The 25,357-nt window shown below is 70.8% G+C and carries 22 protein-coding genes; 15 read left to right on the top strand and 7 right to left on the bottom strand.

What is annotated here, in order from left to right:
• Positions 1-395 (bottom strand): glycerate kinase (locus MCHUDSM44219_RS15380; protein ID WP_048419294.1); only part of this gene is annotated, 395 nt, incomplete at its 3' end.
• A 94-nt stretch (positions 396-489) separates the two neighbouring features.
• On the opposite strand from MCHUDSM44219_RS15380, the gene MCHUDSM44219_RS15385 reads away from it, so the two are divergent.
• Genes MCHUDSM44219_RS15385 through MCHUDSM44219_RS15395 form a run of 3 tightly spaced genes read left to right on the top strand, consistent with a single transcriptional unit; the run spans position 490 to position 2,980 of the window.
• Entirely contained in the window at positions 490-1,176 is a 687-nt protein-coding gene (locus tag MCHUDSM44219_RS15385) for a DUF3043 domain-containing protein (RefSeq protein ID WP_048419129.1), read from the top strand.
• A gap of 26 nt (positions 1,177-1,202) precedes the next feature.
• Positions 1,203-2,246 carry a nicotinate-nucleotide--dimethylbenzimidazole phosphoribosyltransferase gene (cobT, locus tag MCHUDSM44219_RS15390; protein ID WP_048419130.1) on the top strand — a complete coding sequence of 348 codons (1,044 nt, stop codon included), beginning with the start codon at positions 1,203-1,205 and terminating at the stop codon, positions 2,244-2,246.
• A gap of 2 nt (positions 2,247-2,248) precedes the next feature.
• Positions 2,249-2,980, top strand: coding sequence for an adenosylcobinamide-GDP ribazoletransferase (locus MCHUDSM44219_RS15395; protein ID WP_048419131.1), 732 nt, complete (start codon positions 2,249-2,251; stop codon positions 2,978-2,980).
• Here the strand turns inward: MCHUDSM44219_RS15395 and MCHUDSM44219_RS15400 are convergent.
• On the bottom strand, positions 2,977-4,080 hold the full coding sequence (locus MCHUDSM44219_RS15400; RefSeq protein WP_048419132.1) for a branched-chain amino acid aminotransferase: 1,104 nt from the start codon (positions 4,078-4,080) through the stop codon (positions 2,977-2,979). The genes MCHUDSM44219_RS15395 and MCHUDSM44219_RS15400 overlap by 4 nt on opposite strands.
• 32 nt (positions 4,081-4,112) lie before the next feature.
• On the bottom strand, positions 4,113-5,222 hold the full coding sequence (gcvT, locus tag MCHUDSM44219_RS15405) for a glycine cleavage system aminomethyltransferase GcvT (protein WP_048419133.1): 1,110 nt from the start codon (positions 5,220-5,222) through the stop codon (positions 4,113-4,115).
• Between the two features lie 28 nt (positions 5,223-5,250).
• On the opposite strand from gcvT, the gene MCHUDSM44219_RS15410 reads away from it, so the two are divergent.
• Positions 5,251-6,774, top strand: coding sequence for a leucyl aminopeptidase (locus MCHUDSM44219_RS15410; RefSeq protein ID WP_048419134.1), 1,524 nt, complete (start codon positions 5,251-5,253; stop codon positions 6,772-6,774).
• Between the two features lie 190 nt (positions 6,775-6,964).
• Here MCHUDSM44219_RS15410 and MCHUDSM44219_RS15415 read toward each other — a convergent pair whose 3' ends face one another.
• Both MCHUDSM44219_RS15415 and MCHUDSM44219_RS15420 read right to left on the bottom strand, forming a co-directional pair.
• Positions 6,965-8,296 carry an SDR family oxidoreductase gene (locus MCHUDSM44219_RS15415; RefSeq protein WP_082162241.1) on the bottom strand — a complete coding sequence of 444 codons (1,332 nt, stop codon included), beginning with the start codon at positions 8,294-8,296 and terminating at the stop codon, positions 6,965-6,967.
• Positions 8,297-8,334: 38 nt separating this feature from the next.
• Positions 8,335-8,685 carry a hypothetical protein gene (locus MCHUDSM44219_RS15420; RefSeq protein WP_048419136.1) on the bottom strand — a complete coding sequence of 117 codons (351 nt, stop codon included), beginning with the start codon at positions 8,683-8,685 and terminating at the stop codon, positions 8,335-8,337.
• Between the two features lie 154 nt (positions 8,686-8,839).
• Between MCHUDSM44219_RS15420 and sucB the strand changes: the two genes are divergently transcribed.
• The 6 genes from sucB (at position 8,840) to MCHUDSM44219_RS15450 (ending at position 15,878) form a co-directional block, all read left to right on the top strand.
• Positions 8,840-10,648: a 2-oxoglutarate dehydrogenase, E2 component, dihydrolipoamide succinyltransferase gene (gene sucB / locus MCHUDSM44219_RS15425; protein ID WP_048419137.1), complete on the top strand. Its 1,809-nt coding sequence runs from the start codon at positions 8,840-8,842 to the stop codon at positions 10,646-10,648.
• A 12-nt stretch (positions 10,649-10,660) separates the two neighbouring features.
• Positions 10,661-11,572 carry a TIGR01777 family oxidoreductase gene (locus MCHUDSM44219_RS15430; RefSeq protein WP_048419295.1) on the top strand — a complete coding sequence of 304 codons (912 nt, stop codon included), beginning with the start codon at positions 10,661-10,663 and terminating at the stop codon, positions 11,570-11,572.
• Between the two features lie 10 nt (positions 11,573-11,582).
• A complete protein-coding gene (gene lipB, locus MCHUDSM44219_RS15435) occupies positions 11,583-12,272 on the top strand; it encodes a lipoyl(octanoyl) transferase LipB (protein ID WP_048419138.1) in 690 nt (229 codons plus the stop codon).
• Positions 12,269-13,231 carry a lipoyl synthase gene (gene lipA, locus MCHUDSM44219_RS15440; protein WP_048419139.1) on the top strand — a complete coding sequence of 321 codons (963 nt, stop codon included), beginning with the start codon at positions 12,269-12,271 and terminating at the stop codon, positions 13,229-13,231. The genes lipB and lipA overlap by 4 nt, the downstream gene beginning before the upstream one ends.
• 4 nt (positions 13,232-13,235) lie before the next feature.
• Positions 13,236-13,988, top strand: a complete 753-nt coding sequence (locus MCHUDSM44219_RS15445) for a DUF4191 domain-containing protein (RefSeq protein ID WP_048419140.1) — start codon at positions 13,236-13,238, stop codon at positions 13,986-13,988.
• Positions 13,989-14,069: 81 nt separating this feature from the next.
• Positions 14,070-15,878, top strand: a complete 1,809-nt coding sequence (locus tag MCHUDSM44219_RS15450) for an amidohydrolase (protein ID WP_165762014.1) — start codon at positions 14,070-14,072, stop codon at positions 15,876-15,878.
• Between the two features lie 5 nt (positions 15,879-15,883).
• Here MCHUDSM44219_RS15450 and MCHUDSM44219_RS15455 read toward each other — a convergent pair whose 3' ends face one another.
• The gene (locus tag MCHUDSM44219_RS15455) at positions 15,884-16,351 is read right to left on the bottom strand and encodes an RDD family protein (protein ID WP_048419142.1); all 468 of its coding nucleotides are present in this window, start codon (positions 16,349-16,351) and stop codon (positions 15,884-15,886) included.
• 146 nt (positions 16,352-16,497) lie between these two features.
• Here MCHUDSM44219_RS15455 and glnA point away from each other — a divergent pair, with 146 nt between their 5' ends.
• The 5 genes from glnA (at position 16,498) to MCHUDSM44219_RS15480 (ending at position 24,506) form a co-directional block, all read left to right on the top strand.
• Positions 16,498-17,934: a type I glutamate--ammonia ligase gene (glnA, locus tag MCHUDSM44219_RS15460; protein ID WP_048419143.1), complete on the top strand. Its 1,437-nt coding sequence runs from the start codon at positions 16,498-16,500 to the stop codon at positions 17,932-17,934.
• Positions 17,935-18,056: 122 nt separating this feature from the next.
• Positions 18,057-19,040, top strand: coding sequence for an NAD-dependent epimerase/dehydratase family protein (locus MCHUDSM44219_RS15465; protein ID WP_048419144.1), 984 nt, complete (start codon positions 18,057-18,059; stop codon positions 19,038-19,040).
• Between the two features lie 56 nt (positions 19,041-19,096).
• Positions 19,097-21,289, top strand: a complete 2,193-nt coding sequence (locus MCHUDSM44219_RS15470) for an MDR family MFS transporter (protein ID WP_236695482.1) — start codon at positions 19,097-19,099, stop codon at positions 21,287-21,289.
• A 9-nt stretch (positions 21,290-21,298) separates the two neighbouring features.
• A complete protein-coding gene (locus MCHUDSM44219_RS15475) occupies positions 21,299-21,748 on the top strand; it encodes a DoxX family protein (RefSeq protein WP_048419146.1) in 450 nt (149 codons plus the stop codon).
• Positions 21,749-21,908: 160 nt separating this feature from the next.
• Complete coding sequence (locus MCHUDSM44219_RS15480) at positions 21,909-24,506, top strand: cadherin-like domain-containing protein (RefSeq protein ID WP_082162232.1); 2,598 nt, start codon at positions 21,909-21,911, stop codon at positions 24,504-24,506.
• Here MCHUDSM44219_RS15480 and MCHUDSM44219_RS15485 read toward each other — a convergent pair.
• Positions 24,495-25,355 (bottom strand): TIGR03619 family F420-dependent LLM class oxidoreductase, encoded by an 861-nt coding sequence (locus MCHUDSM44219_RS15485; protein ID WP_048419148.1) that lies wholly within the window; start codon positions 25,353-25,355, stop codon positions 24,495-24,497. The two genes, MCHUDSM44219_RS15480 and MCHUDSM44219_RS15485, sit on opposite strands and share 12 nt — an antisense overlap.
• Positions 25,356-25,357 lie beyond the last annotated feature (2 nt).

A 25,357-nucleotide genomic window follows, 5' to 3' on the forward strand; every position in this document is an offset into this window, starting at 1 on the left:
CGGCGCGCCCCCGCGGCCAGGGCGGCGTCGACCAGCTGGCCGACGCCGCGGGTGTGCGCGTCGAGCGCGGTGCGCACCGTCGGCGGACCGCCGAGCAGCGCCAGTCCGCACGCCTGCGCGCACTCGAGGTAGGCGGTCGCCGGCGATTCCGGGTCGAACACCCAACGGGCATCGACCTCGACGTCCAGCGGTCCGCTGACCCGCTCGGTGCGCACCTCGCCGAGCCGACCCGCCAGCACGTCGGCGAATCCCGGGCCGCCGTCGGACTGCGGAGCCAGGATCAGCCGGTCCTCGGCGCGGGCGGCGTGCCAGCCCGTCGCGATGCACTGCGCGGCCTGCACCGCGGTCAGGCTGTCGCCGAACGAATCCGGCGCGATCAGAACGGTCCGGGTCATCCCGGCAGACTAGGACGTGGTCCCACCCGCTGCATGTCGCCGCGACGCGCCCTCGCCGCCTCCCCCGCGATCCGCGCGAAGTAACCTGGCAGGCGTGAAGCTGCTGGGCCGCAAGAACGACGACTCCGGGGACGATCCGGCGGGTTCGGCGTCCGCCGACGACCGCGCTGCGACCTCCGGTCCCGCCTCCGCCGCCCGTGCGGCCACCGCGCCCAAGGGCAAGCCGACGCCCAAGCGCAGCGAGGCGAGCCGTCGCCGCGGACCGGTCGCGCCCGCCCCCATGACCAGCGCGGAGGCGCGACGCCGGCGCAAGGAGCTGCGCGGCCCGAAGTTGTCCCGCGAGGAGCGCAAGGCCGAGAAGGCCGAACGCCGGTCCGACATGGCGCAGCGGCGCGAGCGGATGATGGCTGGCGACGACGCCTACCTGTTGCCGCGCGACAAGGGCCCCGTGCGCAAGTACGTGCGCGACGTGGTGGATTCCCGGCGCAATGTGCTCGGGCTGTTCATGCCGTCGGCGCTGGGCCTGATCCTGGTGATGCTGGCGGTGCCGTCGGTGCAGGTGCAGCAGCTGCTGTCCCCCGCGATGCTCGTGCTCGTCCTGATCATGGTCGTCGACGGCTTCTTCCTGGGCCGCCGAGTGAACCGGTTGGTCGACGAGAAGTTCCCGGGCAACACCGAATCGGGCTGGAAGCTCGGCTTCTACGCTGCCAGCCGGGCCTCGCAGCTGCGCCGGATGCGTGCGCCGCGTCCCGCGGTCGAGCGCGGCGCCACCGTGGCTTGATGGCCGCGGTGACCTGGGTGTCATAGGTGTCCTACTTCCCCGATATCGCCCCGCCCGATCCCGACGCTGCCGCCGCGGCGCGGGACCGTCAGGCGCGCCTGACCAAGCCCGCCGGCGCGCTGGGCCGCCTCGAAGACCTGTCGGTGTGGGTGTCCTCATGCCAGAGCTCTTGTCCGCCAAAGCAATTCGAGCGTGCCCGGGTCGTGGTGTTCGCCGGGGACCACGGCGTCGCCACGGCGGGCGTGTCCGCCTATCCGCCTGAGGTGACGGCCGCCATGATGGCGAACTTCGCCGCGGGCGGCGCGGCGGTCAACGTGCTCGCCGGCATCGCCGATGCGACGGTGCGGATCGCCGACATCGCGATCGACACCGACGAACCGCTGTCGCCGGCGGTGGGCGCGCACAAGATCCGCCGGTCGAGTGGCAACATCGCCGTCGAGGACGCGCTGACCCCCGACGAGGTCGTGGCCGCGATCGAAGCGGGCCGTGCGATCGCCGACGAGGAGGTCGACGCCGGAGCCGATCTGCTGATCGCCGGCGACATGGGGATCGGCAACACCACCCCCGCGACCACACTGGTGGCCGCACTGACGAACACCGAGCCGGTCGCGGTGGTCGGCCGGGGCACCGGGGTCGACGACGCCGGCTGGGCACGCAAGACCGCCGCGATCCGCGACGCGCTGTACCGCACCCGCCGACTCTCCGCGGATCCCGTTGCGCTGCTGCGGATCTGCGGCGGCGCCGACCTGGCGGCGATGACGGGGTTCTGCGCGCAGGCCGCGGTGCGACGGACCCCGGTGCTGCTCGACGGCGTGGTGGTGACGGCCGCGGCGCTGGCCGCCGAACGGCTGGCGCCCGGCGCCCGGCAGTGGTGGCAGGCGGGGCACCGCTCCACCGAGCCCGCCCACACGCTGGCGCTGCGGGAGCTCGGGCTGGAGCCGATCGTCGAACTGGGCATGCGGCTCGGTGAGGGCTCGGGCGCGCTGGTCGCCCTCCCGGTGCTGCGCGCCGCGGTGGCGACCCTGGCCACGATGGCCACGTTCGAAGAGGCCGGGATCAGCGAGGGCTGATCGTGTTCGGTTCCGTGGCAGGCGCTCTGGCTTTCGCGACGATCCTCCCGGTGCCGGCATCGCGCAGCGCGGGCATCGGTCGCGGCGTCATGGCCGCGCTGCCGCTGGCCGGTGTCGCTGTCGGCGGCGTCGCGGCGGCGGTGCTTGCGGGCGGGTTCTGGGCGTTCGGGGAGGCGAGCCCGCTCGCCGGCGCGGTGGCCGTGGTCGCCCTGCTGCTGATCACCCGCGGGCTGCACATCGACGGACTCGCCGACACCACCGACGCACTCGGCTGTTACGGACCACCCGAGCGGGCCCTGGCCGTGATGCGCGAAGGCACCGTGGGCCCGTTCGGCGTGGCCGCGGTCGCCGCCACGATCCTGCTGCAGGCGCTGGCGTTCGCCCACGCCGGCTGGGCCGCGGTGATCGTCGCCGTGACCGCGGGCCGGGTGGCCGCCGTGACCGCGTGCCGGCGGGGCGTTCCGCCGGCGACGGGCAGCACCATGGGCGGCCGGGTGGCGGGCACCCAGCCCGCCTGGGTGGTCGGGGCGTGGGTGGCCGCCGTCGCCGTCGCGGCCGTCCCCGTCTGCGCCCGCGCGTGGCAGGGCCCCGTCGCGGTGCTGGTCGCGGTGGCCGCCGCAGTCCTCCTGGTGGCGCACTGCGTGCGCCGGTTCGGCGGTGTCACCGGTGATGTGCTCGGCGCCGCGGTCGAGGTGACGACGACGGTCGCCGCGCTCGGGTTGGCGATCGGCTAGTCGAGCCGGGCCATCCACCCGTGGGTGTCGGCGAACGTGCCCCGCTGGATGCCGGTCAACGTGTCGCGCAGCGCCATCGTGATCTCGCCGGGCTCGCCGTCGGCGATGGTGAATTCGCCGTCGGTGTGCTTGACGTGGGAGACCGGGGTGATGACGGCGGCGGTGCCGCAGGCGAACACCTCGGTGATCTCCCCCGCGGCGGCCTTCTTCTGCCACTCGTCGACGTCGATCTTGCGCTCTTCGACCGCGAAGCCGGCGTCAGTGGCCAACTGCAGCAACGAATCTCGCGTGATCCCCGGCAGCAGCGAACCCGACAGCTCCGGGGTGACAAGTCGCGCCGTGCCGCCGCTGCCGAAGACGAAGAACAGGTTCATGCCGCCCATCTCCTCGACGTAGCGGCGTTCGATCGCGTCGAGCCAGACCACCTGGTCGCATCCGTGGTCGGCGGCTTCGGCCTGGGCCAGCAGCGAGGCCGCGTAGTTGCCGCCGAACTTGGCGGCGCCCGTGCCACCGGGTGAGGCGCGCACGTACTCGTGGGACAGCCACACACTGACGGGCTTGATGCCGCGCGGGAAGTACGCGCCGGCCGGCGAGCCGATCACGAGGTACCGGTAGTGGTTGGCGGGCCGCACACCCAGTCCCGGTTCGGTCGCGATGATGAACGGCCGCAGGTACAGCGATTCCTCGCCGCCCGCCGGCGGAACCCACTGCCCGTCGACGGCGATCAGCTGGCGCAGCGACTCGAGGAACACGTCCTGCGGCAGCTCTGGGATCGCCAGCCGACGCGCCGAGGACTGCAGCCTCGCGGCGTTGGCCTCCGGCCGGAACGACACGATGGACCCGTCGCCCCAGCGGTAGGCCTTGAGCCCCTCGAACACCTCCTGCGCGTAGTGCAGAACGATCGCCGAAGGGTCGAGTTCGATGGGCCCGTAGGGCAGCACGCGGGCGTCGTGCCAGCCCTCGCCGGCGGTGTAGTCGATCGACACCATGTGGTCGGTGAAGAACTTGCCGAAGCCGGGGTTCCCGAGGATCTCGGCACGTACCTCGTCGCTCGCCGGGCTCGCGGAGCGATCGACGGTGAACGAGAGGCCTTCAGTCATGCAGGCGATTGTATAACCGCCTGGCGAGCGATTTACCGCGTGCGGGTGTCCACGAACGGCGGTTTGACGACCTCGCATTCGACGGCGCGGCCGCGCACGTCGACGCTCACGCGTGCGCCGTCGGCGATGTCGGCGGCGGTGTCGATCAGTGCCAGCGCGATCCCGACTTTCAGTGTGGGCGAGAACGTTCCGGACGTGGTGACCCCGATCGGGGTGGTGCCGTCGAGCACGGTCAGCTCGCCGCGCAGCACGCCGCGGCCGACGGCGCGCAGACCCCGCAGAGTGCGCCTCGGGCCGGCCTCCTTCTCGGCGAGCAGGGCGTCGCGGCCCCAGAACGCGTCTTTCTTCCAGCCGACCGCCCACCCGCAGCGGGCCTGCAGCGGCGAGATGTCCCGGGACAGTTCGTGGCCGTGCAGCGGATAGCCCATCTCGGTGCGCAGCGTGTCGCGGGCGCCGAGCCCGGCCAGTTCGCCACCCGCGCCGCGCACGCCCTCGACCAGCGCGTCGAACACCACCGCGGCCTGATCCCAGGACGGCAGCAATTCGTAGCCGTGTTCGCCGGTGTAGCCGGTCCGGCACACCCGGACGTCCACGCCGCGGAAATCGGCGTCGGCGTAGCCCATGTAGTCCATGTCGGTCGGCAGCCCCAGGCCGCCGACCACCTCGGCGGACTTGGGCCCCTGCACGGCGAGGACCGCGCGGGAGCGGTGCTCGTCGGTGATGGTCAGCCCGGCGGGCGCCCGCTCCTTCAGGGCCGCGACGACGTCGGCGGTGTTGGCCGCGTTGGGCACCAGGAAGATCTCGTCGTCGGAGACGTAGTAGGCGATCAGGTCGTCGATGACGCCGCCGTCGTCGGTGCAGCACAGCGTGTACTGGGCTTTGCCGGGGCCGATGCGGCCCAGGTCGTTGGTGAACGCGGAGTTGACGTACTCGGCGGCACCTGGGCCCGTGACCAGCGCCTTGCCCAGGTGGCTGACGTCGAACAGGCCGACGGTGGTGCGGGTCGCGGTGTGCTCGGCGACGGTGCCGGCGTAGGACACCGGCATCAGCCAGCCCCCGAATTCGGCGAAGGTCGCTCCGAGCTCGCGGTGCCGGTCCTCGAGCGGGCCGGTCAACGGGTTGTCACTCACGCCCAACCACACTAGTAGGCAGTGGCTAGGGTGAATCCCCGTGAGCACCCCACCTGGCTATCAGTCCTCCACTGTCAGCGTCGCCGCCGCACTGCCCAAGCGCTCTGTCGCCTCGTCGGTGCTGATCGTGCCGGTCGTCAGCGTGGGCGACGACGACCCGACGGCCACCGTGGTCGCCGGCTCCTTCCTGCCCGACGCAGCAGTGCGCGAGATCGAGGCCGCGCTGAAGGCGCTCGGCGCCAAGGGGGGCAGCGAGCAGCTGACCCGGCTGGTCGTGCCGTCGCTGCCGGTGGGCAGCGTGCTCGCGGTCGGGCTGGGCAAGAGCCGCGACGAGTGGCCGGCCGAGACGATCCGGCGCGCGGCCGGGGCCGCGGCGCGCTCCCTGTCGGGCGTGGAGTCGGTGCTGACCACGCTGTCGGCCCTGGACCTGGAGGGCGCGATCGAAGGTCTGATCCTGGGCTCCTACCGGTTCTCCGAGTTCCGCAGCACCAAGACCGCACCCAAGGACGCGGGGCTGCGCCGGATCACCGCGCTCACCCCGGACACGAAGTCGGCCACCAAGGACGCGGCCGCCCGCGCGGAGGCGATCGCGACGGCGGTGGCGACCGCCCGGGACTTCGTCAACACCCCGCCGAGCCATCTGTTCCCGGCCGAATTCGCCAAGCGCGCAAAGGCTTTGGGTGACGCCGCGGGCCTCGAGGTGGAGGTGCTCGACGAGAAGGTGCTGACCAAGGACGGCTACGGCGGCATCATCGGCGTCGGTAAGGGCTCGTCGCGTCCGCCCCGTCTGGTGCGGCTCGTTCACCGCGGCGGCAAGGGTCGCAAACCGACCACGGTCGCCCTGGTGGGCAAGGGCATCACGTTCGACACCGGCGGCATCTCGATCAAGCCGGCGGCCAACATGCATCACATGACCTCTGACATGGGGGGCGCCGCGGCGGTGATCGCCACGGTGGTGCTCGCGGCGCGCCAGAAGCTGCCGATCGACGTGATCGCGACGGTGCCGATGGCCGAGAACATGCCGTCGGGAACCGCGCAGCGTCCCGGTGACGTGCTGACCCAGTACGGCGGCACCACCGTGGAGGTGCTCAACACCGACGCCGAGGGCCGGTTGATCCTGGCCGACGCGATCGTGCGCGCCTGCGAGGACAAGCCGCAGTATCTGATCGAGACGTCGACGCTGACCGGCGCGCAGATCGTCGCGCTCGGCTCGCGCACGCCGGGGGTGATGGGCAGCGACGAGTTCCGTGACCGCGTCGCCGACATCTCGCAGTCCGTCGGTGAGAACGGTTGGGCGATGCCGCTGCCCGAGGAACTCAAGGACGACCTGAAGTCGACGGTGGCCGATCTGGCCAACGTCAGCGGTTCGCGCTTCGCGGGCATGTTGGTCGCCGGGACGTATCTGCGGGAGTTCGTCGCCGACGGGGTGGCGTGGGTGCACATCGACGTCGCGGCGCCCGCGTACAACTCCGGGGGGCCGTGGGGTTACACACCCAAGGGCGGCACCGGGGTGCCGACGCGGACGATGTTCGCGGTCCTGGAGGACATCGCAGCCAACGGCTGAGGCTCACCACTCCAGCCGCTTCCGGGTCCATGGACTCGAGGTGTCCGGCGAGGCGACGTATTGCGCCTGCCGGGAAGACCATTCGACGCGGTAGGTGTCTCACGCGGCCCGGGCGGGGTAACCGACACCGAACCTGATGGCGCACGCGCTATCACCACTCCCCAACGACGCAACCAACCGTGCCGCGGGCTCACACGATGTTTCCGCCGCGCGCGGCACTGCGCATGGCCTGCGGCGCGGCGTGCGCGATCCCGTATACGAGGTAGGCCTCCGGGGTAACCGGGCGGACCGCCTTGTTCTTCGTCACCGCGGCGACGATCGCGCGGGCCACCTTCTCCGGCCCGTAACGGCGGACCGCGAAGCCGCGCTTGGCCCGCGCCCGCAACGTCTCCACATCCCGGCCCTTCGCGTCGGGCAGCGAAAACCGCGTGGTGTTCACGATGTTGGTGCCGATCACGCCCGGACAGATCGTGGTCAACCCGATACCGGCCGAATCCAGTTCTGCGCGTAGACAATCCGAGAACATGAACACCGCTGCCTTGGAGGTGCAGTAGGCGTTCATCAGATTCACCGGCGTGTACGACGCCATCGACGCGACGTTGACGATGTGGCCGCCGGTACCCCGCTCGACCAGCCGCCGACCGAACGCGCGGCACCCGTTGACCACGCCGCCGAAGTTGATGTCGAACACGCGGTCGAACTCCTCGGCCGGGGTGTCGAGAAAGAAGCCGGCATGCCCGACGCCGGCATTGTTGACCACCACATCGGGCACACCGTGCGCCGTGCACACCTCCTCGGCGAACGCCTCCATCGCCGCGGTGTCGGCCACGTCGACGAGGTAGCTGTGCGCGATCGCACCGGCCTCGGCGAGCAGGCGGGCCGTCTCGGCCAGACCGTCGGCGTCGACATCGCTGATGATCAGCTCCGCGCCTTCCCTCGCGAACGCCAGGGCAGTCTCGCGCCCGATGCCGCTCCCCGCCCCGGTGACCGACACCAGGGTGTCGCCGAAACTCCCCCGCGACCGTCCGACCTCGGCGCGCCGCAGTTCCCGCGCCGCGGGTGCGCCCTCGAGATGCTCGACGAGTTGACGCACCGAGCGGGCGTACACCTGCGGGTGGGTGGTCGGCGTGGGCCTGCCCGTCGTCACCACCCGCCGCCACAGCCGGGGCACCCGCGCGGCGAGATCGTCGTCGCCCTTCCCGGAGCCGACGATCAGCTGCACCGGCACCGCGACCCGGTCCGGGGGCAGCGCGGCGCGCTGCCGCCGGCCGGGCAGTCCGCGCCGCCGGGCGGGCACCGACACCGTCACCGACGCGACGTGATCAACGGCGTCGGGGCGCGCCAGGTACTCCCACACCGCAGCGGCCGCAGTATCCGCCGCGACGACGTGCACCGGCTCGCGCCCGGTCAGCGCGGCCGCCAATCCGTCCGCGCTGCAGCGCTCGACACGGGCGGAGCCGTCGAGTTGCGCGGCCACGTCGTCCCAGATGCCGGAGGTGTCGGGGTGCGCGTGCACCGCCATGATGGTCGGCCCGTCGATGTCCACGAGCCCGCACGCTACTAGCGGTCCAGCTCCTCGCGGGCGGCGCGCTTGCGCTCGATCCTCTTGCGGGCGTCGTAGTCGCGCATGCGCTGCGGGTAGCCGACCTTCTGCACGTCGTAGACCGGGATCTTCAACCGGTCCGACAGCCGGCGCGCGCCGGCGTAACCGCCCGCCCTGCGCCGGGTCCATTCGCCATCGGCGGCGACGAGCACGACCGTCACATCCGTGACCGTCGTCTTCGGCTCGACGAACGCCTCGACGCCCGTGTGCTCGGCAACCCACTGCTGCAGGTAGCGCAGATCGGCGGCCCGGTCGGTGGCGGTGCCGCCGCCACGTCGCCGACCGCGAAGTACGTCGAACAGTCCCACCTGGGGTCGCTCCTTCCCGCTGCCGCACCCCTCGGTTTCGATAGTGCCAGAGCGGTCAGTAGCCACGTCTGCGGCGAAACGTCCCGCGGGACGTGACAGGATGGGATCCGACACCTCAAGACTGCGACCGACCGTGCAAGGGAGCCACGACACTATGGCCATCTCCGTCCAGATGCCCGCACTCGGAGAGAGCGTTACCGAGGGGACTGTCACCCGCTGGCTGAAGCAAGAGGGAGACACGGTCGAGGAGGACGAGCCGCTGCTGGAGGTGTCGACCGACAAGGTCGACACCGAGATCCCGTCGCCCGCTTCCGGGGTGTTGAAGAAGATCGTCGCCCAGGAGGACGACACCGTCGAGGTCGGCGGTGAACTGGCCGTGATCGGCGACGCGGACGACGACGACAGCGACGCCGGCGGTGGCGACGACGCGGAAGAACCGGCGGCCGAGTCGGAATCCGAACCGGAGCAGGAGCCCGAACCCGAACCCGAGCCGGAGCCGGAACCCGAGCCGGAGAAGAAGTCCGAGAAGAAGTCGTCCGGCGGCTCGTCGGGATCGTCGACGCCGGTGCTGATGCCCGAACTCGGGGAGTCGGTCACCGAGGGCACCGTGACTCGCTGGCTGAAGAGCGTCGGCGACAGCGTGGAGGTCGACGAGCCGCTCGTCGAGGTCTCGACCGACAAGGTGGACACCGAGATCCCCTCCCCGGTGGCGGGCACGCTGCTGTCGATCACCGCCGAGGAAGACGACACCGTCGAGGTGGGCGGTGAGCTCGCCAAGATCGGCGACTCCGAGGGCGCCGACGCCGGCGACTCCGAGCCGGAGCCGGAGCCGGAGCCCGAGCCCGAAGCGGAACCGGAACCGGAACCGGAACCCGAGCCGGAGCCGGAGCCGGAACCCGAGCCGGCCAAGGAGACCAAGCCCGAGCCCAAGTCGGAGCCCAAGTCGGAGCCCAAGCCCGAGCCCAAGGAGTCCAAGCCCGAGCCGAAAGCCGCTCCGGCAGAGTCGAAGTCGAGCGATTCGGGCCCGTACGTGACGCCGCTGGTGCGCAAGCTCGCCGCCGAGAACAACGTCGACCTGGCCACGGTCAAGGGCACCGGCGTCGGCGGACGCATCCGCAAGCAGGACGTACTGGCCGCCGCCCAGTCGAGCAAGGACGAGGCCGCCAAGCCGGCTCCGGCTGCCGAGGCCCCGGCCAAGACCACCAGTTCGGCGCCGCCCCCCGAAGCCGCGTTGGCGCACCTGCGTGGCACCACGCAGAAGGCCAACCGGATCCGGCAGATCACCGCGAAGAAGACGCGCGAATCCCTGCAGGCCACAGCACAGTTGACGCAGACCCACGAGGTCGACATGACCAAGATCGTGGCGCTGCGGGCCAAAGCGAAGGCCAGCTTCGCCGAGCGCGAGGGCGTCAACCTGACGTACCTGCCGTTCATCGCTCGCGCGGTGATCGACGCGCTGAAGATCCACCCGAACGTCAACGCCAGCTACAACGAGGAATCCAAGGAGATCACCTACTACGACGCCGAGCACCTCGGCTTCGCGGTGGACACCGATCAGGGTCTGCTGTCCCCGGTGATCAAGAACGCCGGCGACCTGTCGCTCGGCGGGCTGGCGCGGGCCATCGCCGACATCGCCGCGCGGGCGCGCTCGGGTGATCTCAAGCCCGACGAGCTGTCGGGTGGGACGTTCACCATCACCAACATCGGCAGCCAGGGCGCGCTGTTCGACACCCCGATCCTGGTGCCGCCGCAGGCGGCGATGCTGGGCACGGGTGCGATCGTCAAGCGTCCGCGGGTGATCGTCGACGAGCTCGGGAACGAGTCGATCGGTGTGCGCTCGGTGTGTTACCTGCCGCTGACCTACGACCACCGTCTCATCGACGGCGCCGACGCCGGCCGCTTCGTCACCACGATCAAGCGGCGGCTGGAAGAGGGTGCCTTCGAGGCGGACCTGGGCTTGTAGATCGCGGTGTCGATGCCCTCGGATTCGGTCATCGCGGTTGCGGGCTCTTCCGGGCTGATCGGTACGGCGCTGGTGTACGCGCTGCGCGCCACCGACCACCGGGTGTTGCGCATCGTGCGGCGGGCGCCGTCGAACGCCGACGAGGTGTTCTGGAACCCCGACACCGGCGAGTTCGACGCCGCTGCGCTGCACGGCGTCGACGCCGTGGTCAACCTGTGCGGCGTCAACGTCGGTGAGAAGCGGTGGTCCGGAGCGTTCAAGCAGAGCCTGCGCGACAGCCGCATCGACCCGACGGAGGTGCTCTCGCGCGCCGTCGTCGACGCCGGAGTGCCGGTGCTGGTCAACTCCAGCGCGGTCGGCTACTACGGCGACACCGGCGCCCGACCCGTCGACGAAACCGCGGCGCCCGGGCAGACCTTCCTGGCGCGGCTCACCGTGGACTGGGAGGCGGCCACCGCGGTCGCATCGGAGGCCGGGGTGCGCGTGGTGCTCCCTCGCACCGGGCTGGTGATGTCGGCCTCGGGCGGGATGCTGGGCCGGATCCGTCCGCTGTTCTCCCTCGGTCTGGGGGCGCGGTTGGGCAACGGCCGCCAGTACCTGTCATGGATCAGCCTCGAGGACCAGGTGCGGGCGCTGCTGTTCGCGATCACCCACGACGAACTCGCCGGACCGGTGAACTTCACCGGGCCCGCTCCGGTGACCAACGCGGAGTTCACCACGGCGCTGGGCCGCACCGTGAACCGGCCGACCCCGTTCGTGGTGCCCGGCTTCGCGTTGCGCGCGGTGCTCGGCGAGTTCGCCGACGAGGGCGTGCTCGGCGGTCAGCGCGCGATCCCGGCCGCGCTGGAGGCTGCGGGGTTCCGCTTCCACCACAACACGATCGGCGAGGCGCTGGCGTTCGCCACCGCCGGCAACCGTGAGTAGCGTCGACGTCATGGCGTCATCGATCCGCAGCAGCAGCGACGCCGTCGTGGTACGCCGCCTCGGCACGGTGGACTATCAGGCGGCGTGGGACCTGCAGCGGGAGATCGCCGATGCCCGTGTCGCCGGCGGCCCCGACACGCTGCTCCTGCTGCAGCACCCGCCGGTGTACACCGCAGGCAAGCGCACGCTCCCCGAAGAGCGTCCGGTCGACGGCACGCCCGTCGTCGACACCGACCGCGGCGGCAAGATCACCTGGCACGGACCCGGCCAGCTCGTCGGCTATCCGATCATCGGGCTGGCCGAACCGCTCGACGTGGTCAACTTCGTGCGGCGCCTCGAAGAGGCGCTGATCGCGGTGTGCGCCGATCTGGGCCTGCCCACCGGCCGGGTCGAGGGCCGGTCGGGAGTGTGGGTCGCGGCCGACGGCGTCCGGCCCGCGCGCAAGATCGGCGCGATCGGCATCCGCGTCGCGCGCGGGACCACGCAGCACGGTTTCGCGCTGAACTGCGACTGCGACCTGAGTGCGTTCGGCTCGATCATCCCCTGCGGCATCGCCGACGCCGGGGTCACGTCGCTGACGGCCGAACTCGGCCGCCGGGTCACCGTCGACGACGTCCTGGGCCCGGTCGCCGACGCGGTGTGTGACGTGCTCGACGGCCGGTTCAGCAGCGCCGATCACGCAGTAGCATCGATGCAGTGAGTGTCGAACCCGGTAACCGCAAGCTGCTCCGGCTCGAGGTGCGCAACGCCCAGACGCCGATCGAGCGCAAGCCGCCGTGGATCAAGACCAGGGCCAGGATGGGCCCGGAGTACACCGAGCTGAAATCGCTGGTCCGCCGCGAAGGCCTGCACACGGTGTGCGAGGAGGCGGGCTGCCCCAACATCTACGAGTGCTGGGAGGACCGCGAGGCCACCTTCCTCATCGGCGGCGAGCAGTGCACCCGTCGCTGCGACTTCTGTCAGATCGACACCGGCAAGCCGGCCGAGCTGGACCGAGACGAGCCGCGCCGCGTCGCCGAGAGTGTGCAGGCGATGGGCCTGCGCTACTCGACGGTGACCGGAGTGGCCCGCGACGACCTGCCCGACGGCGGCGCCTGGCTCTACGCCGAGACGGTCCGCCAGATCAAGGCACTCAACCCCAACACCGGCGTCGAGTTGCTGATCCCCGACTTCAACGCCGAGCCCGCGCTGCTCGCCCAGGTCTTCGAGACCCGTCCGGAAGTGTTGGCGCACAACGTCGAAACGGTGCCGCGCATCTTCAAGCGCATCCGGCCCGCCTTCCGCTACGAGCGCAGCCTGTCGGTGCTGACCATGGCCCGCGCGGACGGCCTGGTGACCAAGAGCAACCTGATCCTGGGCATGGGCGAGACGCCCGAGGAGGTGCGCACCGCACTGCGCGACCTGCACGATGCCGGCTGCGACATCGTCACGATCACCCAGTACCTGCGTCCGTCGGCGCGTCACCATCCCGTGGAGCGGTGGGTGCACCCCGACGAGTTCATCGAGCATCAGCAGTTCGCCACCGACCTCGGCTTCGCCGGCGTGCTGGCCGGACCGCTGGTGCGTTCGTCGTACCGGGCGGGCAAGCTGTACGCGCAGACGATCGCGGCGCGGTCTGCCGGAGCCGCCGCGGCGGCGCCCCAGCCATCCGTATCCTGAACCAATGGCGAAATCGCGTAACTCCGCGGAGGTCAAGGCGGCGAAGGCCGAGGCCAAGGCCGCCCGCAAGGCCGCATCCAAGCAGCGGCGCAGCCAGCTGTGGCAGGCGTTCCAGATCCAACGCAAAGAGGACAAGCGGCTCCTGCCGTACATGATCGGCGCGTTCGTGCTGATCGTGGCCGCCTCGGTGGCGCTGGGCGTCTATGCCGGCGGATTCACGATGTTCATGCTGATCCCGCTGGGCATCGTGCTCGGTGCGCTCGTCGCGTTCATCATCTTCGGCCGCCGCGCGCAGAAGTCGGTGTACCGCAAGGCCGAGGGCCAGACCGGCGCGGCCGCGTGGGCGCTGGACAACCTGCGCGGCAAGTGGCGGGTCACCCCCGGTGTCGCCGCGACCGGACACTTCGACGCCGTGCACCGGGTGATCGGGCGCCCGGGCGTCATCTTCGTCGGCGAGGGCTCCCCCACGCGGGTCAAGCCGCTGCTGGCCCAGGAGAAGAAGCGCACCGCCCGCCTCGTGGGTGACGTGCCGATCTACGACGTCATCATCGGCAACGGCGACGGCGAGGTGCCGCTGTCCAAGCTGGAGCGTCACCTGACCCGGCTGCCGGCCAACATCACCGTCAAGCAGATGGATTCGCTCGAGTCGCGTCTGGCCGCGCTCGGATCCAAGGTGGGCCCGGCGGCGATGCCCAAGGGGCCGATGCCGGCGCAGGCCAAGATGCGCGGCGTGCAGCGCACCGTCCGGAGGCGCTGACTCCCCGCGCGCCGCGCTTGCCACACCCCCTGGCGCCCGCGACAATTCGCTGCGGGCGCCGCGCCCGGGGGGAGACGGGTCATGTGCACTGCGTGTGAGTGGGCGCCGCATTTCGCTGCGTTCGGGACGTCCATCAGCCGCCGCAGCATGCTGCGGGCGGCCGCGTTGTCGACGGCCGTCGTCGCGACCGCGAGTGCGTGTTCGGCGGGATTGGGCACGCAGCCCCGCGACAGCCCCGCATCCGACCGGGCGGACACCGTCTTCCACAACGGTCGCATCCACACCGTCAACGAGGCGGCGCCGTGGGCCGAGGCCGTCGCAGTCACCGGCACCACGATCAGCTACGTCGGCGACAGCGCGGGAGCGATGGCGCTGGCCGGCCCCGACACCCGGGTGATCGACCTCGGCGGCGCGCTGATGCTGCCCGGGTTCGTGGAAGGCCACATCCATCCGTTCCTCGGCGCGTTCCTGACCAGCGGCGTCGACCTGCAGGTGCCGACCGGCCAGGACGCGCTGGACGCCATCGCCGCCTACGCGAAAGCCAACCCCGATGGACCGGTGCGCGGATTCGGTTGGCGCGTCGACATGTTCGGCCCGCAGGGGCCGACACGCGCCGACCTGGACCGCGTCCTGCCCGACCGACCGGGCTTCTTCTTCGCCATCGACGGGCACAGCCTGTGGGCCAACAGCAAGGCGCTGGAGATCGCCGGGGTGAACCGCGCCTCGCAGGATCCGATCCCGGGCTTCAGCTACTACGTGCGTGACGAGAACGGGGACCCGACCGGCTACGTCCTCGAGGTGGACGCCGTGCTGGGGATCGTCAACGCGATCGAGCCGATCTCCACCGACACCATGAAGACGTTGCTCACCGGGTGGCTCCCGAAGGCGTCCGCGGCCGGCATCACGTCGCTGTTCGACGCCGGTGTGCCGCCGATCGGCGGCGACCAGGGCGCGTTGATCGCGTTGTACACCGAGGTCGAGGCGCGGGGCGCGTTGCCGGTCCGGGTGGTCGCGTCCTACAGCGTCAAGTCACCGCCGGTGGACGACGCGGTCGCCGCGATCACCGCGCTGCGCGACCGGATCTCGACCGACCTGGTCAGCGTCGGTGTGGTGAAGGTGATCGGCGACGGCACGCAGGAGGGTTACACCGCCTGGCTGCTCGAGCCGTACGCCGACAAGCCGGACTCCACCGGCGGCTCACCGTTCAGCGAGCAGCAGTGGCGCCAGCTGATCGGCGCGGTCGACGCCGCGGGCCTGGACGTCCACGTCCATGCCTGCGGTGAGCGCACGGCCCGCACCGCGCTCGACGCGATCGAGGCGGCTGCGGCGGCGAATCCGCCCCGCGACCGCCGCCACACGATCGCCCACCTCGTCTATCTCGAGGACCCCGACAGCCGGCGGTTCGGCACCCTCGGGGTCATCGCCCAGTTCTCCGCGAACTGGATGTCGGCCGACCCGGACACCCTGGAGAATCTGGCCGCCCGCTATGGCCGGCCACGCCAGGACCTGCTGTACCGCGCGCAGGACGTGCTGCGCTCGGGCGGCCGCATCTCCCTGGGCACCGACTGGCCCGCCGCCGGCTACTTCTCCACCTACAAGCCGCTCGACTCGATCCAGATCGGGGTCACCCGGCAGTTGATCGGCCGGCCGGACGCACCGGTGCTCGCGCCCGCCGACCAGCGGCTGACAGTCGAGGAGGCGGTGCACGCCAACACGCTCGGCGCGGCCTACCAGATCCGGCTCGACGACAAGGTCGGCTCGGTGGAGGTCGGCAAGCTCGCCGATCTGATCGTGCTGGACCGCGACATCTTCGCCGGCGACCCGCACGACATCCACGCCGCCACCGTGACGACGACGATGGTCAACGGCAAGGTCGTGCACCAGGTGTGAGCGCGTTACCGCTTCACCACGGCGGTCTTGGTCGCCAGGTCGTGCAGCCCGCGCAGATCGGAGTCGGTGAACAGCGCCGGGATCACCAGCAGGATCAGCACCCCGCGGGCCAGCGCCCGGCCGGCGCCCACGTAACCGCGCCCGTCCACGGACACCACCTTCAGGCCCAGCGCCAGCTGACCGGGCGAGAACCCGAACAACCGCACCGACACCACGCCGAGCACGAACCAGACGACCAGCTGCACCGACTGCAGTGCCAGGGAACCGAACAGGCCCAGGGTGGTGATCAGCGCCGCCAACCCGAGAGCCACCAGCCAGTCGACGCACAGCGCGGCGATGCGCCGGCCGAAGCGGGCGATGGAGCCGGGCCCGCTGCGCGGCAGCCCCAGCCGCTCCCCGGGATAGGTGCCGGGCTCGGGAGTGCCCGGTCCCGACAGCCAGGACCCCAGACCTGAACCGGACGCGCGTGACATACCGCCAGGATAGGTGCCGGCCGCCGGTGCGCCCGCACGCGCGGACGCGGAGGATGCGTAACGTCCACGCAACATGCGGTTGACGGCGGTGCAACATCGTGTCCATAGCGTCAGCCGCGGGCTACCAAGTCAAAGGAGAGCAAAGAGTGGCAGAACAGACCGCCGACGACATCATCAAGCTGATCAAGGACGAGAAGGTCGAGTACGTCGACATCCGGTTCTGCGATCTGCCCGGTGTCGTCCAGCACTTCTCGATCCCGGCGTCGGCTTTCGACGAGAGCGTGTTCGAGGACGGCCTCGCGTTCGACGGGTCCTCGGTGCGCGGATTCCAGTCCATCCACGAGTCCGACATGATGCTGCTGCCCGACCCGGCGACCGCGCGCATCGATCCGTTCCGCGCGGCCAAGACGCTGAACATCAACTTCTTCGTCCACGACCCCTTCACGCGGGAGGCCTACTCGCGCGACCCGCGCAACGTCGCCCGCAAGGCCGAGAATTACCTGGCCAGCACCGGCATCGCCGACACCGCCTTCTTCGGCGCCGAGGCCGAGTTCTACATCTTCGACTCGGTGACCTTCGACTCGCGCATCAACGGCACGTTCTACGAGGTCGACTCCGAGTCGGGCTGGTGGAACACCGGTGAGCCGTTCGAGGCCGACGGCAGCGCCAACCGCGGCTACAAGGTCCGCCCGAAGGGTGGCTACTTCCCCGTCGCGCCGTACGACCACTACGTCGACCTGCGCGACGAGATGGCCACCAACCTGCAGAACGCCGGGTTCGTCCTCGAGCGCGGCCACCACGAGGTGGGCACCGCCGGGCAGGCCGAGATCAACTACAAGTTCAACACGCTGCTGCACGCGGCCGATGACGTGCTGCTGTTCAAATACATCATCAAGAACACCGCGTGGCAGAACGGCAAGACCGTCACGTTCATGCCCAAGCCGCTGTTCGGCGACAACGGGTCGGGCATGCACGCCCACCAGTCGCTGTGGAAGGACGGCAAGCCGCTGTTCCACGACGAGTCCGGCTACGCCGGCCTGTCGGACCTGGCCCGCCACTACATCGGCGGCATCCTGCACCACGCGCCGTCGCTGCTGGCGTTCACCAACCCGACGGTGAACTCCTACAAGCGTCTGGTCCCGGGCTACGAGGCGCCGATCAACCTGGTGTACAGCCAGCGCAACCGGTCCGCCTGCGTCCGCATCCCGATCACCGGCAACAACCCGAAGGCCAAGCGCCTCGAGTTCCGCTGCCCCGACAGCTCGGGCAACCCGTACCTGGCGTTCGCGGCGATGCTGATGGCCGGTATCGACGGCATCAAGAAGAAGATCGAGCCGCTGGCGCCGGTCGACAAGGACCTCTACGAGCTGCCGCCCGAGGAGGCCGCGAACATCCCGCAGGCTCCTACTTCGCTGGCGTCGGTGATCGACAAGCTCGAGGAGGATCACGAGTACCTCACCGAGGGCGGCGTGTTCACCCCCGACCTGATCGAGACCTGGATCAGCTACAAGCGGGAGAACGAGATCCTGCCGATCCAGATCCGGCCTCACCCCTACGAGTTCTCGCTGTACTACGACGTGTAAGTCGTCGACTCGGATTCGCCCGCCCGGTGTCACACCGGGCGGGCGTTTCCGTTCCTGGCGCACCCGGACCGCGTCGCGACCCCCGCCGGTTTCGCGCCTGCCGTAACGGGCAACCCGCCGCCATGGCATTGCGCGTCGGCGTCACGGGCCCCACCGGTGAGATCGGTAAGGCCGCGATCGCTGCGCTGGAGGAGCATCCCGACGTCACGGCGATCATCGGGATGGCCCGCCGCCCCTTCGACGCCACCGCGGAAGGCTGGACCAAGACGGTCTACCGGCAGGGCGACATCCTCGACCGGGCGGCCGTCGACGACCTCGTCGCCGACGTCGACGTCGTCGTCCACCTGGCTTTCATCATCATGGGCACGCGCACCGAGAGTGCCCGGGTCAACCTCGCGGGCACGCGCAACGTGTTCGAGGCGACCGTCGCCGCGGCCCGTCCGCGCCGACTCGTCTACACCTCCTCGGTCGCCGCGTACGGGTATCACGCCGACAACCCGGTGCCCCTCACCGAGGACGTCGCCCCCCGCGGATCCGCCGAGCACTACTACTCCGAGCAGAAGGCGGCCTGCGAAGCGGCGCTGGCCGAGATCACCGACGGCTCCGATCTGGAGGTGTACGTGCTGCGGCCGTGCATCGTCGCCGGGCCGAAGGCGCCCGCGCTCGCCGACGCCATGCCGTGGAACCACCTGCCCGGGCCGGTCCGCCGGGTGACGCGGGCGCTGCCCCTGTTGCGGCCGCTGCCCGATCCGGGGACGCCGCTGCAGCTGGTGCACCACGACGACGTCGCGGCCGCGATCACGCTCGCGGTGACGACGACGTCCGCTCCGCCCGGGGCGTACAACATCGCCGGTGACGGTGTGGTGTCCATGTCGCAGGTGGCCGAGGCCTTCGGCGCGCAGCCGGTGAGGGTGCCGCGGGCGGCGGCGGTGATGACCTCGGAGCTCCTGTCGCGCCTGCCGTTCGTGCCTTCCGTGCTGGAGTGGCTGCACGCCGGCCGTACCTCGGTGGTGATGGACACCGCCAAGGCCACGTCGGTGCTCGGCTGGCGGCCCCGGTACACCTCGGCCGAGACGCTGTCCGCCCTCGCCAGCACGGTGCGTTGAGCAACCTCACAGCGGCCCGCGGTGTCGTTCAGAGCCGCCGGGGGTAGTTTCTGGCGGTGAGTGCGTCAGCGTTGGCCGAGAAGGCCGATCAGTCCGAGCAGTTGGATGTGCGCTCCCGCAATCTCGTCTTCACCGCCGTGGTGCTGGGCATGCTGCTCGCGGCGCTGGACCAGACGATCGTGGCCACCGCGCTGCCGACCGTGGTCGCCGATCTGGGCGGCGCCGGCCATCAGGCGTGGGTCGTCACCAGCTATCTACTGGCCTCCACGATCGTGACCGCGGTGGTCGGCAAGCTCGGAGACATCTTCGGCCGCAAGAAGGTGTTCCAGGTCGCGGTGCTGTTGTTCCTGCTCGGCTCGGTGTTGTGCGGGCTCGCCCAGTCGATGGGCATGCTGGTCGCGTCCCGCGCCCTGCAGGGCATGGGCGGCGGCGCCATCACGGTGACCGCGGTCGCCGTGATCGGCGAGGTGATCCCGCTGCGTGAACGCGGCCGCTACCAGGGCGCCTTGGGCGCGGTGTTCGGTGTCACGACGGTCATCGGCCCGCTGCTCGGCGGGCTGTTCACCGATCATCTGACGTGGCGCTGGGCTTTCTGGATCAACGTGCCGGTGGCCGTCGTCGTGCTCGGCATCGCCGCGGTGGCCCTCCCCGAACTCGCGCGCACTGCCCGCCCGAGGCTCGATTACGCCGGCATCGTGCTGGTCGGGCTCGGCGCGGCCGGCCTGACGCTGGCCACCAGTTGGGGCGGCACCACGTATCCGTGGGGTTCGGCGACGATCATCGGACTGTTCGTGGTGTCCGTCGCGGTGCTGGTGGCCTTCGTCGCCGTCGAGCGGCGTGCCGCCGAGCCGGTGTTGCCGATCCGGCTGTTCGGCAACCCGGTGTTCACGGTGTGCTGCGTGCTGTCGTTCGTGGTCGGCTTCGCGATGCTGGGCGCGCTGACGTTCCTGCCGACGTTCATGCAGTTCGTCGACGGGGTCTCCGCGACCACCTCGGGTCTGCGGACCCTGCCCATGGTGCTCGGCCTGCTCGTCACGTCGCTGGGCAGCGGCGTGATCGTCGGGCGCACCGGGCGCTACAAGATCTTCCCGATCGCGGGAACCGCGATCATGGCGCTGGGCTTCGTGCTGCTGTCCCGGATGGACGCCGACACCTCGACGCTGGTGCAGTCGCTGTATCTGCTGGTGCTGGGCGCCGGCATCGGGCTGAGCATGCAGGTTCTGGTGCTGGTGGTGCAGAACACCGTCGACTTCACCGATCTCGGCGTCGCCACGTCCGGGGTGACGTTCTTCCGCACCATCGGCAGTTCCTTCGGTGCGGCGATCTTCGGGTCGATGTTCGCCAATTTCCTGGACAACCGGCTGCCCGCCGCGATGGCGAGCAGCGGCGCCCCGCCGGAGGCCGCGACCTCGCCGCAGGCGCTGCATCGGTTGCCCCAGGAGATCGCCGCGCCGATCATCGACGCCTATGCGGATTCGCTGAGCCGCGTTTTCCTCTTCGCCGCGCCGTTCGCTGTGGTGGGCCTGATCCTCGCGCTGTTCCTGAAGCAGGTACCGCTGCGCGACGCCGCCGCGGCCGGCAGCACCGATATGGGCGAGGGGTTCGGGATGCCCACGACGGCCTCGCCGGAGAAGCTCCTCGAGGTGGCGATCGGGCGCATCCTGCAACGCAGCCGCGGAGTGGATCTGGACGCCGTCACCCGGGCGTCACGCAGCCGCCTCGACCCGGCACGCCTGTGGGCGGTGATCCAGGTGTACCGGCATGCCTCGGTCTCGGGCACCGCCGATCTGGACGCCATCGCCGAGGAGCGCCGGGTGCCGCGGCAGATCCTGCAGCCCACGTTCGACCGGCTCGTCGCCGACGGCTACACGACCCGGGTCGGCGAATCGTTCTCGCTGACCGCGGCGGGCGCCGCCGAGGTGAACTCCGCGCGCGACGTCATCGCCACCTGGATCACCGAAACCCTGGCGCAGTCACCGGAATTCGAGGGCCGGCCGGACCGCCTCCAAGTGCAGGGCGCACTCGATCGGCTCGCCCGCAGCGTGCTGTTGGAGCGCCCCGAGCCGCGCGAGGAGTCCCGGCCGATGAAGCTGGGCGCGACTCGGGTGTCGGAGCTGCAGACCACCAGGATGCGGTCGCTGTCGGCGCCGGTCGCCGAGCCGCCGACTCGGCCGTTCCGGTCGCGCGCGGCCATGCCACCGCGCATCGAACGCTCCGCGCGCTATCCGGACCGTGGTCCGCTCCGCTAATCTGCTCTCATGACCCAGAGACTGGACGCCCGCCTGGCCACCTACTCCTCCCCTGTCTTGAGCCTCTTCCGGATCATCGTGGGGCTGCTGCTGTTGCTGCACGGCACCATGAAGGTGTTCGGCTGGCCGCTCGGCCAGGCCGTGCCGTCGGGCACGTGGCCGTTCTGGTTCGCCGGCATCCTCGAGATCGTGCTCGGCGTCCTGATCACCGTCGGGTTCCTCACCCGCATCGCCGCTTTCATCGCCTCCGGCGAGATGGCGGTCGCGTACTTCTGGCAGCACTGGGCCGTGTTCAGCGGCAAACCGGCCAGCTTCTGGCCCTTCGACGGCCAGCTCGGCGGCAACGGCGGCGAACTGGCCGTCGTGTTCTGCTTCGCGTTCCTGCTCCTCGCGACGATGGGCGCCGGCGCCTGGTCGATCGACGGGCGACGGCGGCCGGCGGTCGCGGCGCGGCGCTGACGTCGGGTTTGCTCCCGCGAGCGCAGCCTCAGCGAAGTCCCCCTTCGCCCGAGTTTGCAGACACGGCGGAAAATATTGGTGAACGCAACTATTTTTCGTTGCTGGAGTCCCTAGGATGACCCGATATTGACCGTGTTGGCAATTGTCGGGGGGGTAACACGTGGGGTTTTCCAGGCATATCGGCAGGATCGGCGCACTGGCTGTGGCGCTCGGTGTGGGGACCGGAGTCGGGGCCTGCCCCGGGATCGCGTGGGCCGATGAGTCGACCGAATCGACCAGTTCGGTAGCCGGGCCGTCGTCCCGCAGCGACGATGCCCCCACGCCCGGACCGGCAACAAACACCAAGGACTCCGACGACGCCGGGGACACCCATGCGTCCGAGGACGGTGCCTCCCACGAGACCACCGACACCGACGCCGACGCCGACACCGATGATGCGGAGTCCGATCCCGCGCCGGCGCGCGAGCGCAAGGGTCGCAAAGCCCATCGCACGCCGCCGAAGGAGGAGTCGGCGGTGGACCGCACGCCGCGGACCGAGACGGACGCCCCGGCGCGCGACGTGACCCCGGACGCCTCGGCCGCCGAGCCTGCGCGCAACACCGAGCCTGAGCCCGAACCCGAGCCGGCACCCCGCGAGGCACCCGCGGTCGTCGAGACCGCCGTGCCCGCCGCGGCCGAGGTGGTGCCCGAGCCGCCGGCTGCCACCACCCGGATCCGCCTCACCGATCTGCTGTCGACGCTCCTGACACCCGGCGGTGCGCCGACGGCGCCGGCCGAGTCACCGGCGATGTGGGTGCTGGCCGCCGCCGCGCGCCGCCAGCTCGGCCACACCGAGACGGCTGCTCTGGTCAGCGCGTCGCAGGATCCTGTCGCAGAGCTGCCGGTGGTGAACGACCCGGACGATGCGGGGGTCGTGACGGGTTCGGTCGCCGTCCCCGGCGCACAGACCGCGGTGGCGAGCTCCCCGGGGAAGGGCTCCGTGACCGTGTCGGTGAACGACGGCACCGTCTCGTTCACGTACAAGCCGACCCGGCAGGCTCGGCACGCCGCGGCCGCGCTGGGTGCCGCCGACGACGCGAAGACCGACACCTTCGTGCTGACCGTCAGCGACGGCGCCGGCGGTTCGACGCTCGTCCCGATCACCGTCGCGGTGTCGCCTGCCAACGCCGACCCGAAAGTCACGGTGAGCACCCCGCGCGTGTCCCTGACCAGTGCCGAGGTCCGTGCCTCGGTGCGGGTGCGAGACGCCGACGGCGACGCTTTCGCCTTCACCGTGTCCCCGACGGCCAAGGGTGGCAGCGTCACGATCGACGAGGACGGTCACATCTCGTACCTCCCGACCGATGCGGCCCGGCACGCCGCCGCGGCAGCCGATGCGACGGACGCCGACAAGACCGACACGTTCGACGTCACGGTCGCCGACGGTTACGGCGGGCTGGTCACCGTCACCCTCACGGTGCCGATCAAGCCGGACAACGTCGACCCGAAAGTCACGGTGCGCACGCGGTCGTCGTGGTTCAGCGACGAGGTCACCGGCGTGGTGAAAGCCAAGGACCCCAACGGCGATCCGGTCAGCTATGACGTCACCCCGTCGATCAAGGGCGGCACGGTCACCATCGACGAGCAGGGCCGGTTCGTCTATACGCCGTCGGCACAGGCGCGCCACGAGGCGGCAGCCGACGGCGCCGGCCGCCGGGACAAGCAGGACACCTTCCTCGTCACCGTCACCGACGATCACGGCGGAATCACCAGAACCCTGGTCACGGTGGGCATCAAGCCGGCCAACACGCCTCCGGCGAGCGCAGCGACCCGCGATGTGTTCACCAACCCCAACACCGGGGTGGTGGCGGGCACCGTCGTCGCGGTCGACCCCGACGGGGATCCGTTCACCTACCGATTCCCGGCGAAGACGCGCAAGGGCGCGCTCGAGATCGACGAGGACGGCGTCTTCACCTACACGCCCACCGAGGCGGCCCGCGCGCAGGCGAGCAAGCCCTTCGCCCCGTCGTGGGCGAAGACCGACGCGTTCCGGGTGACCGTTGACGACGGTCACGGCGGGACGACGACGCTGACGGTGCGCGTGAGCATCGCGCCGCTGGGCGGTCCGAACCAGGCGCCGACCGACGGCGGCTACACCGCGAGTCAGCCGGGTGCGTTGACCGGCAAGGTCACCGGTGCGGTCACCGCGACCGACCCCGACCGCGATCTGCTCACGTTCACCGGGTCCGGACCGACGGCCAAGGGCGCCGTGATGGTCAACGCCGACGGCACGTTCACCTACACGCCCAGCGATGCGGCGCGCCACCAGGCCACCGCCGACAACGCGACCGCGGCCGACCTGTCGGACACGTTCACCGTCACGGCCTCCGACGGGTACGGCGGCACGCTGGACATCCCGGTGACGGTCGCGATCAAGCCGTCGGTGAACAGGGCGCCGGCACGGGGCACCTATGTCGCGGACGCGGACGCGCTCACCGGTGTGGTGAGCGGACGCGTCGGCGCCATCGACGCCGACGGCGATCTGCTGACCTACCGGGGCACCGCCGTCACCGAGAAGGGCAGCGTCGTCGTCTACAACGGCGGGGAGTTCACCTACACCCCGACCGACGCGGCCCGCGCGGCCGCGGGCGCGCCGAAGGCCCCCCTCGCCGACAAGCGGGACTCGTTCACCGTGACCGTCGACGACGGGCACGGCGGCACCCTGGCCGTCACGGTCCGGGTCACCATCGTGCCGGCGAGCGTGACCTCAGCCCTCTAGCGCCATGTCCGTGCGGAACCGGCGCATGCCGTCGATCTTCTGCTCGAGCGTCGCGTCGGGGCCGCCGTAGAACATCCACGGCATCGTGACGATGCCGGTGATGCCGCCGGCTTCCGCCCGTGCGTAATGCTCCGGGGTGAACGCGTCGGTCAGAGGCGTGATCACCTCGAAACCCTGCATTTCCAAACCCTTTTCGGACCGGAGTCGGCGCAGCGTGGCGATCCGTTCGAGGGCCTGCTCGGTGCTGATCAGGTCGCCGATCCAGCCGTCGTGGCGGGCGGCCCGGCGCAGCGCGATGTCCGACAGCCCGCCGACGTAGACGGGTATCGGCGGCGGCGTAGGCTCCATCTCCATCCGCGGCGCGGTGTAGAAGTCGCCGGAGAACTCGGTCCAGCCCGGCGCCCACAGCTGCTTCATCAGCGCCAGCATCTCGTCGGTGCGCTTGCCGCGCTTCTCGAACTGCTGACCCAGCAGTTCGAACTCCTCGCGGCACCAGCCCACCCCGACGCCGAGTTCGAGCCGGCCGCCGGCCAGAACCGCGGCCGTCCCGATGGATTTCGCCGCCGAGTACGGGTCGCGCATCGCGGGCAGATAGACGGTGGTGACGAAGCGCAGCCGGGTGGTCACCAGCGCGATCGCGCCGATCATCACCCACGGATCCGGCCAGTCGGTGAAGGCCTGCCAGCGCCTGCTGCCGTCCTTGGTGTACGGATACGGCGTCTGCAGGGTCTCGAGGTTGACGACGTGGTCGGGAATCGCGATCCCGTCGTAGCCGAGTTCGTCTGCGGCGCGGGCGATCTCGATCGCCTGCCGGGTGTCCAGGAACGCCGTGGAGACGTAGACCCTCACGG

The organism is Mycolicibacterium chubuense (genome assembly GCF_001044255.1).
Taxonomy (GTDB): domain Bacteria; phylum Actinomycetota; class Actinomycetes; order Mycobacteriales; family Mycobacteriaceae; genus Mycobacterium; species Mycobacterium chubuense.

Coding starts and splice junctions, on each gene's coding strand:
- sucB (WP_048419137.1), top strand. CDS start 8,840: ATGGCCATCTCCGTCCAGATGCCCGCACTCGGAGAGAGCGTTACCGAG.
- MCHUDSM44219_RS15450 (WP_165762014.1), top strand. CDS start 14,070: ATGTGCACTGCGTGTGAGTGGGCGCCGCATTTCGCTGCGTTCGGGACG.
- MCHUDSM44219_RS15465 (WP_048419144.1), top strand. CDS start 18,057: ATGGCATTGCGCGTCGGCGTCACGGGCCCCACCGGTGAGATCGGTAAG.
- MCHUDSM44219_RS15455 (WP_048419142.1), bottom strand. CDS start 16,351: ATGTCACGCGCGTCCGGTTCAGGTCTGGGGTCCTGGCTGTCGGGACCG.
- MCHUDSM44219_RS15400 (WP_048419132.1), bottom strand. CDS start 4,080: ATGACTGAAGGCCTCTCGTTCACCGTCGATCGCTCCGCGAGCCCGGCG.
- lipB (WP_048419138.1), top strand. CDS start 11,583: ATGGCGTCATCGATCCGCAGCAGCAGCGACGCCGTCGTGGTACGCCGC.
- MCHUDSM44219_RS15415 (WP_082162241.1), bottom strand. CDS start 8,296: ATGGCGGTGCACGCGCACCCCGACACCTCCGGCATCTGGGACGACGTG.
- MCHUDSM44219_RS15445 (WP_048419140.1), top strand. CDS start 13,236: ATGGCGAAATCGCGTAACTCCGCGGAGGTCAAGGCGGCGAAGGCCGAG.
- MCHUDSM44219_RS15475 (WP_048419146.1), top strand. CDS start 21,299: ATGACCCAGAGACTGGACGCCCGCCTGGCCACCTACTCCTCCCCTGTC.
- MCHUDSM44219_RS15430 (WP_048419295.1), top strand. CDS start 10,661: ATGCCCTCGGATTCGGTCATCGCGGTTGCGGGCTCTTCCGGGCTGATC.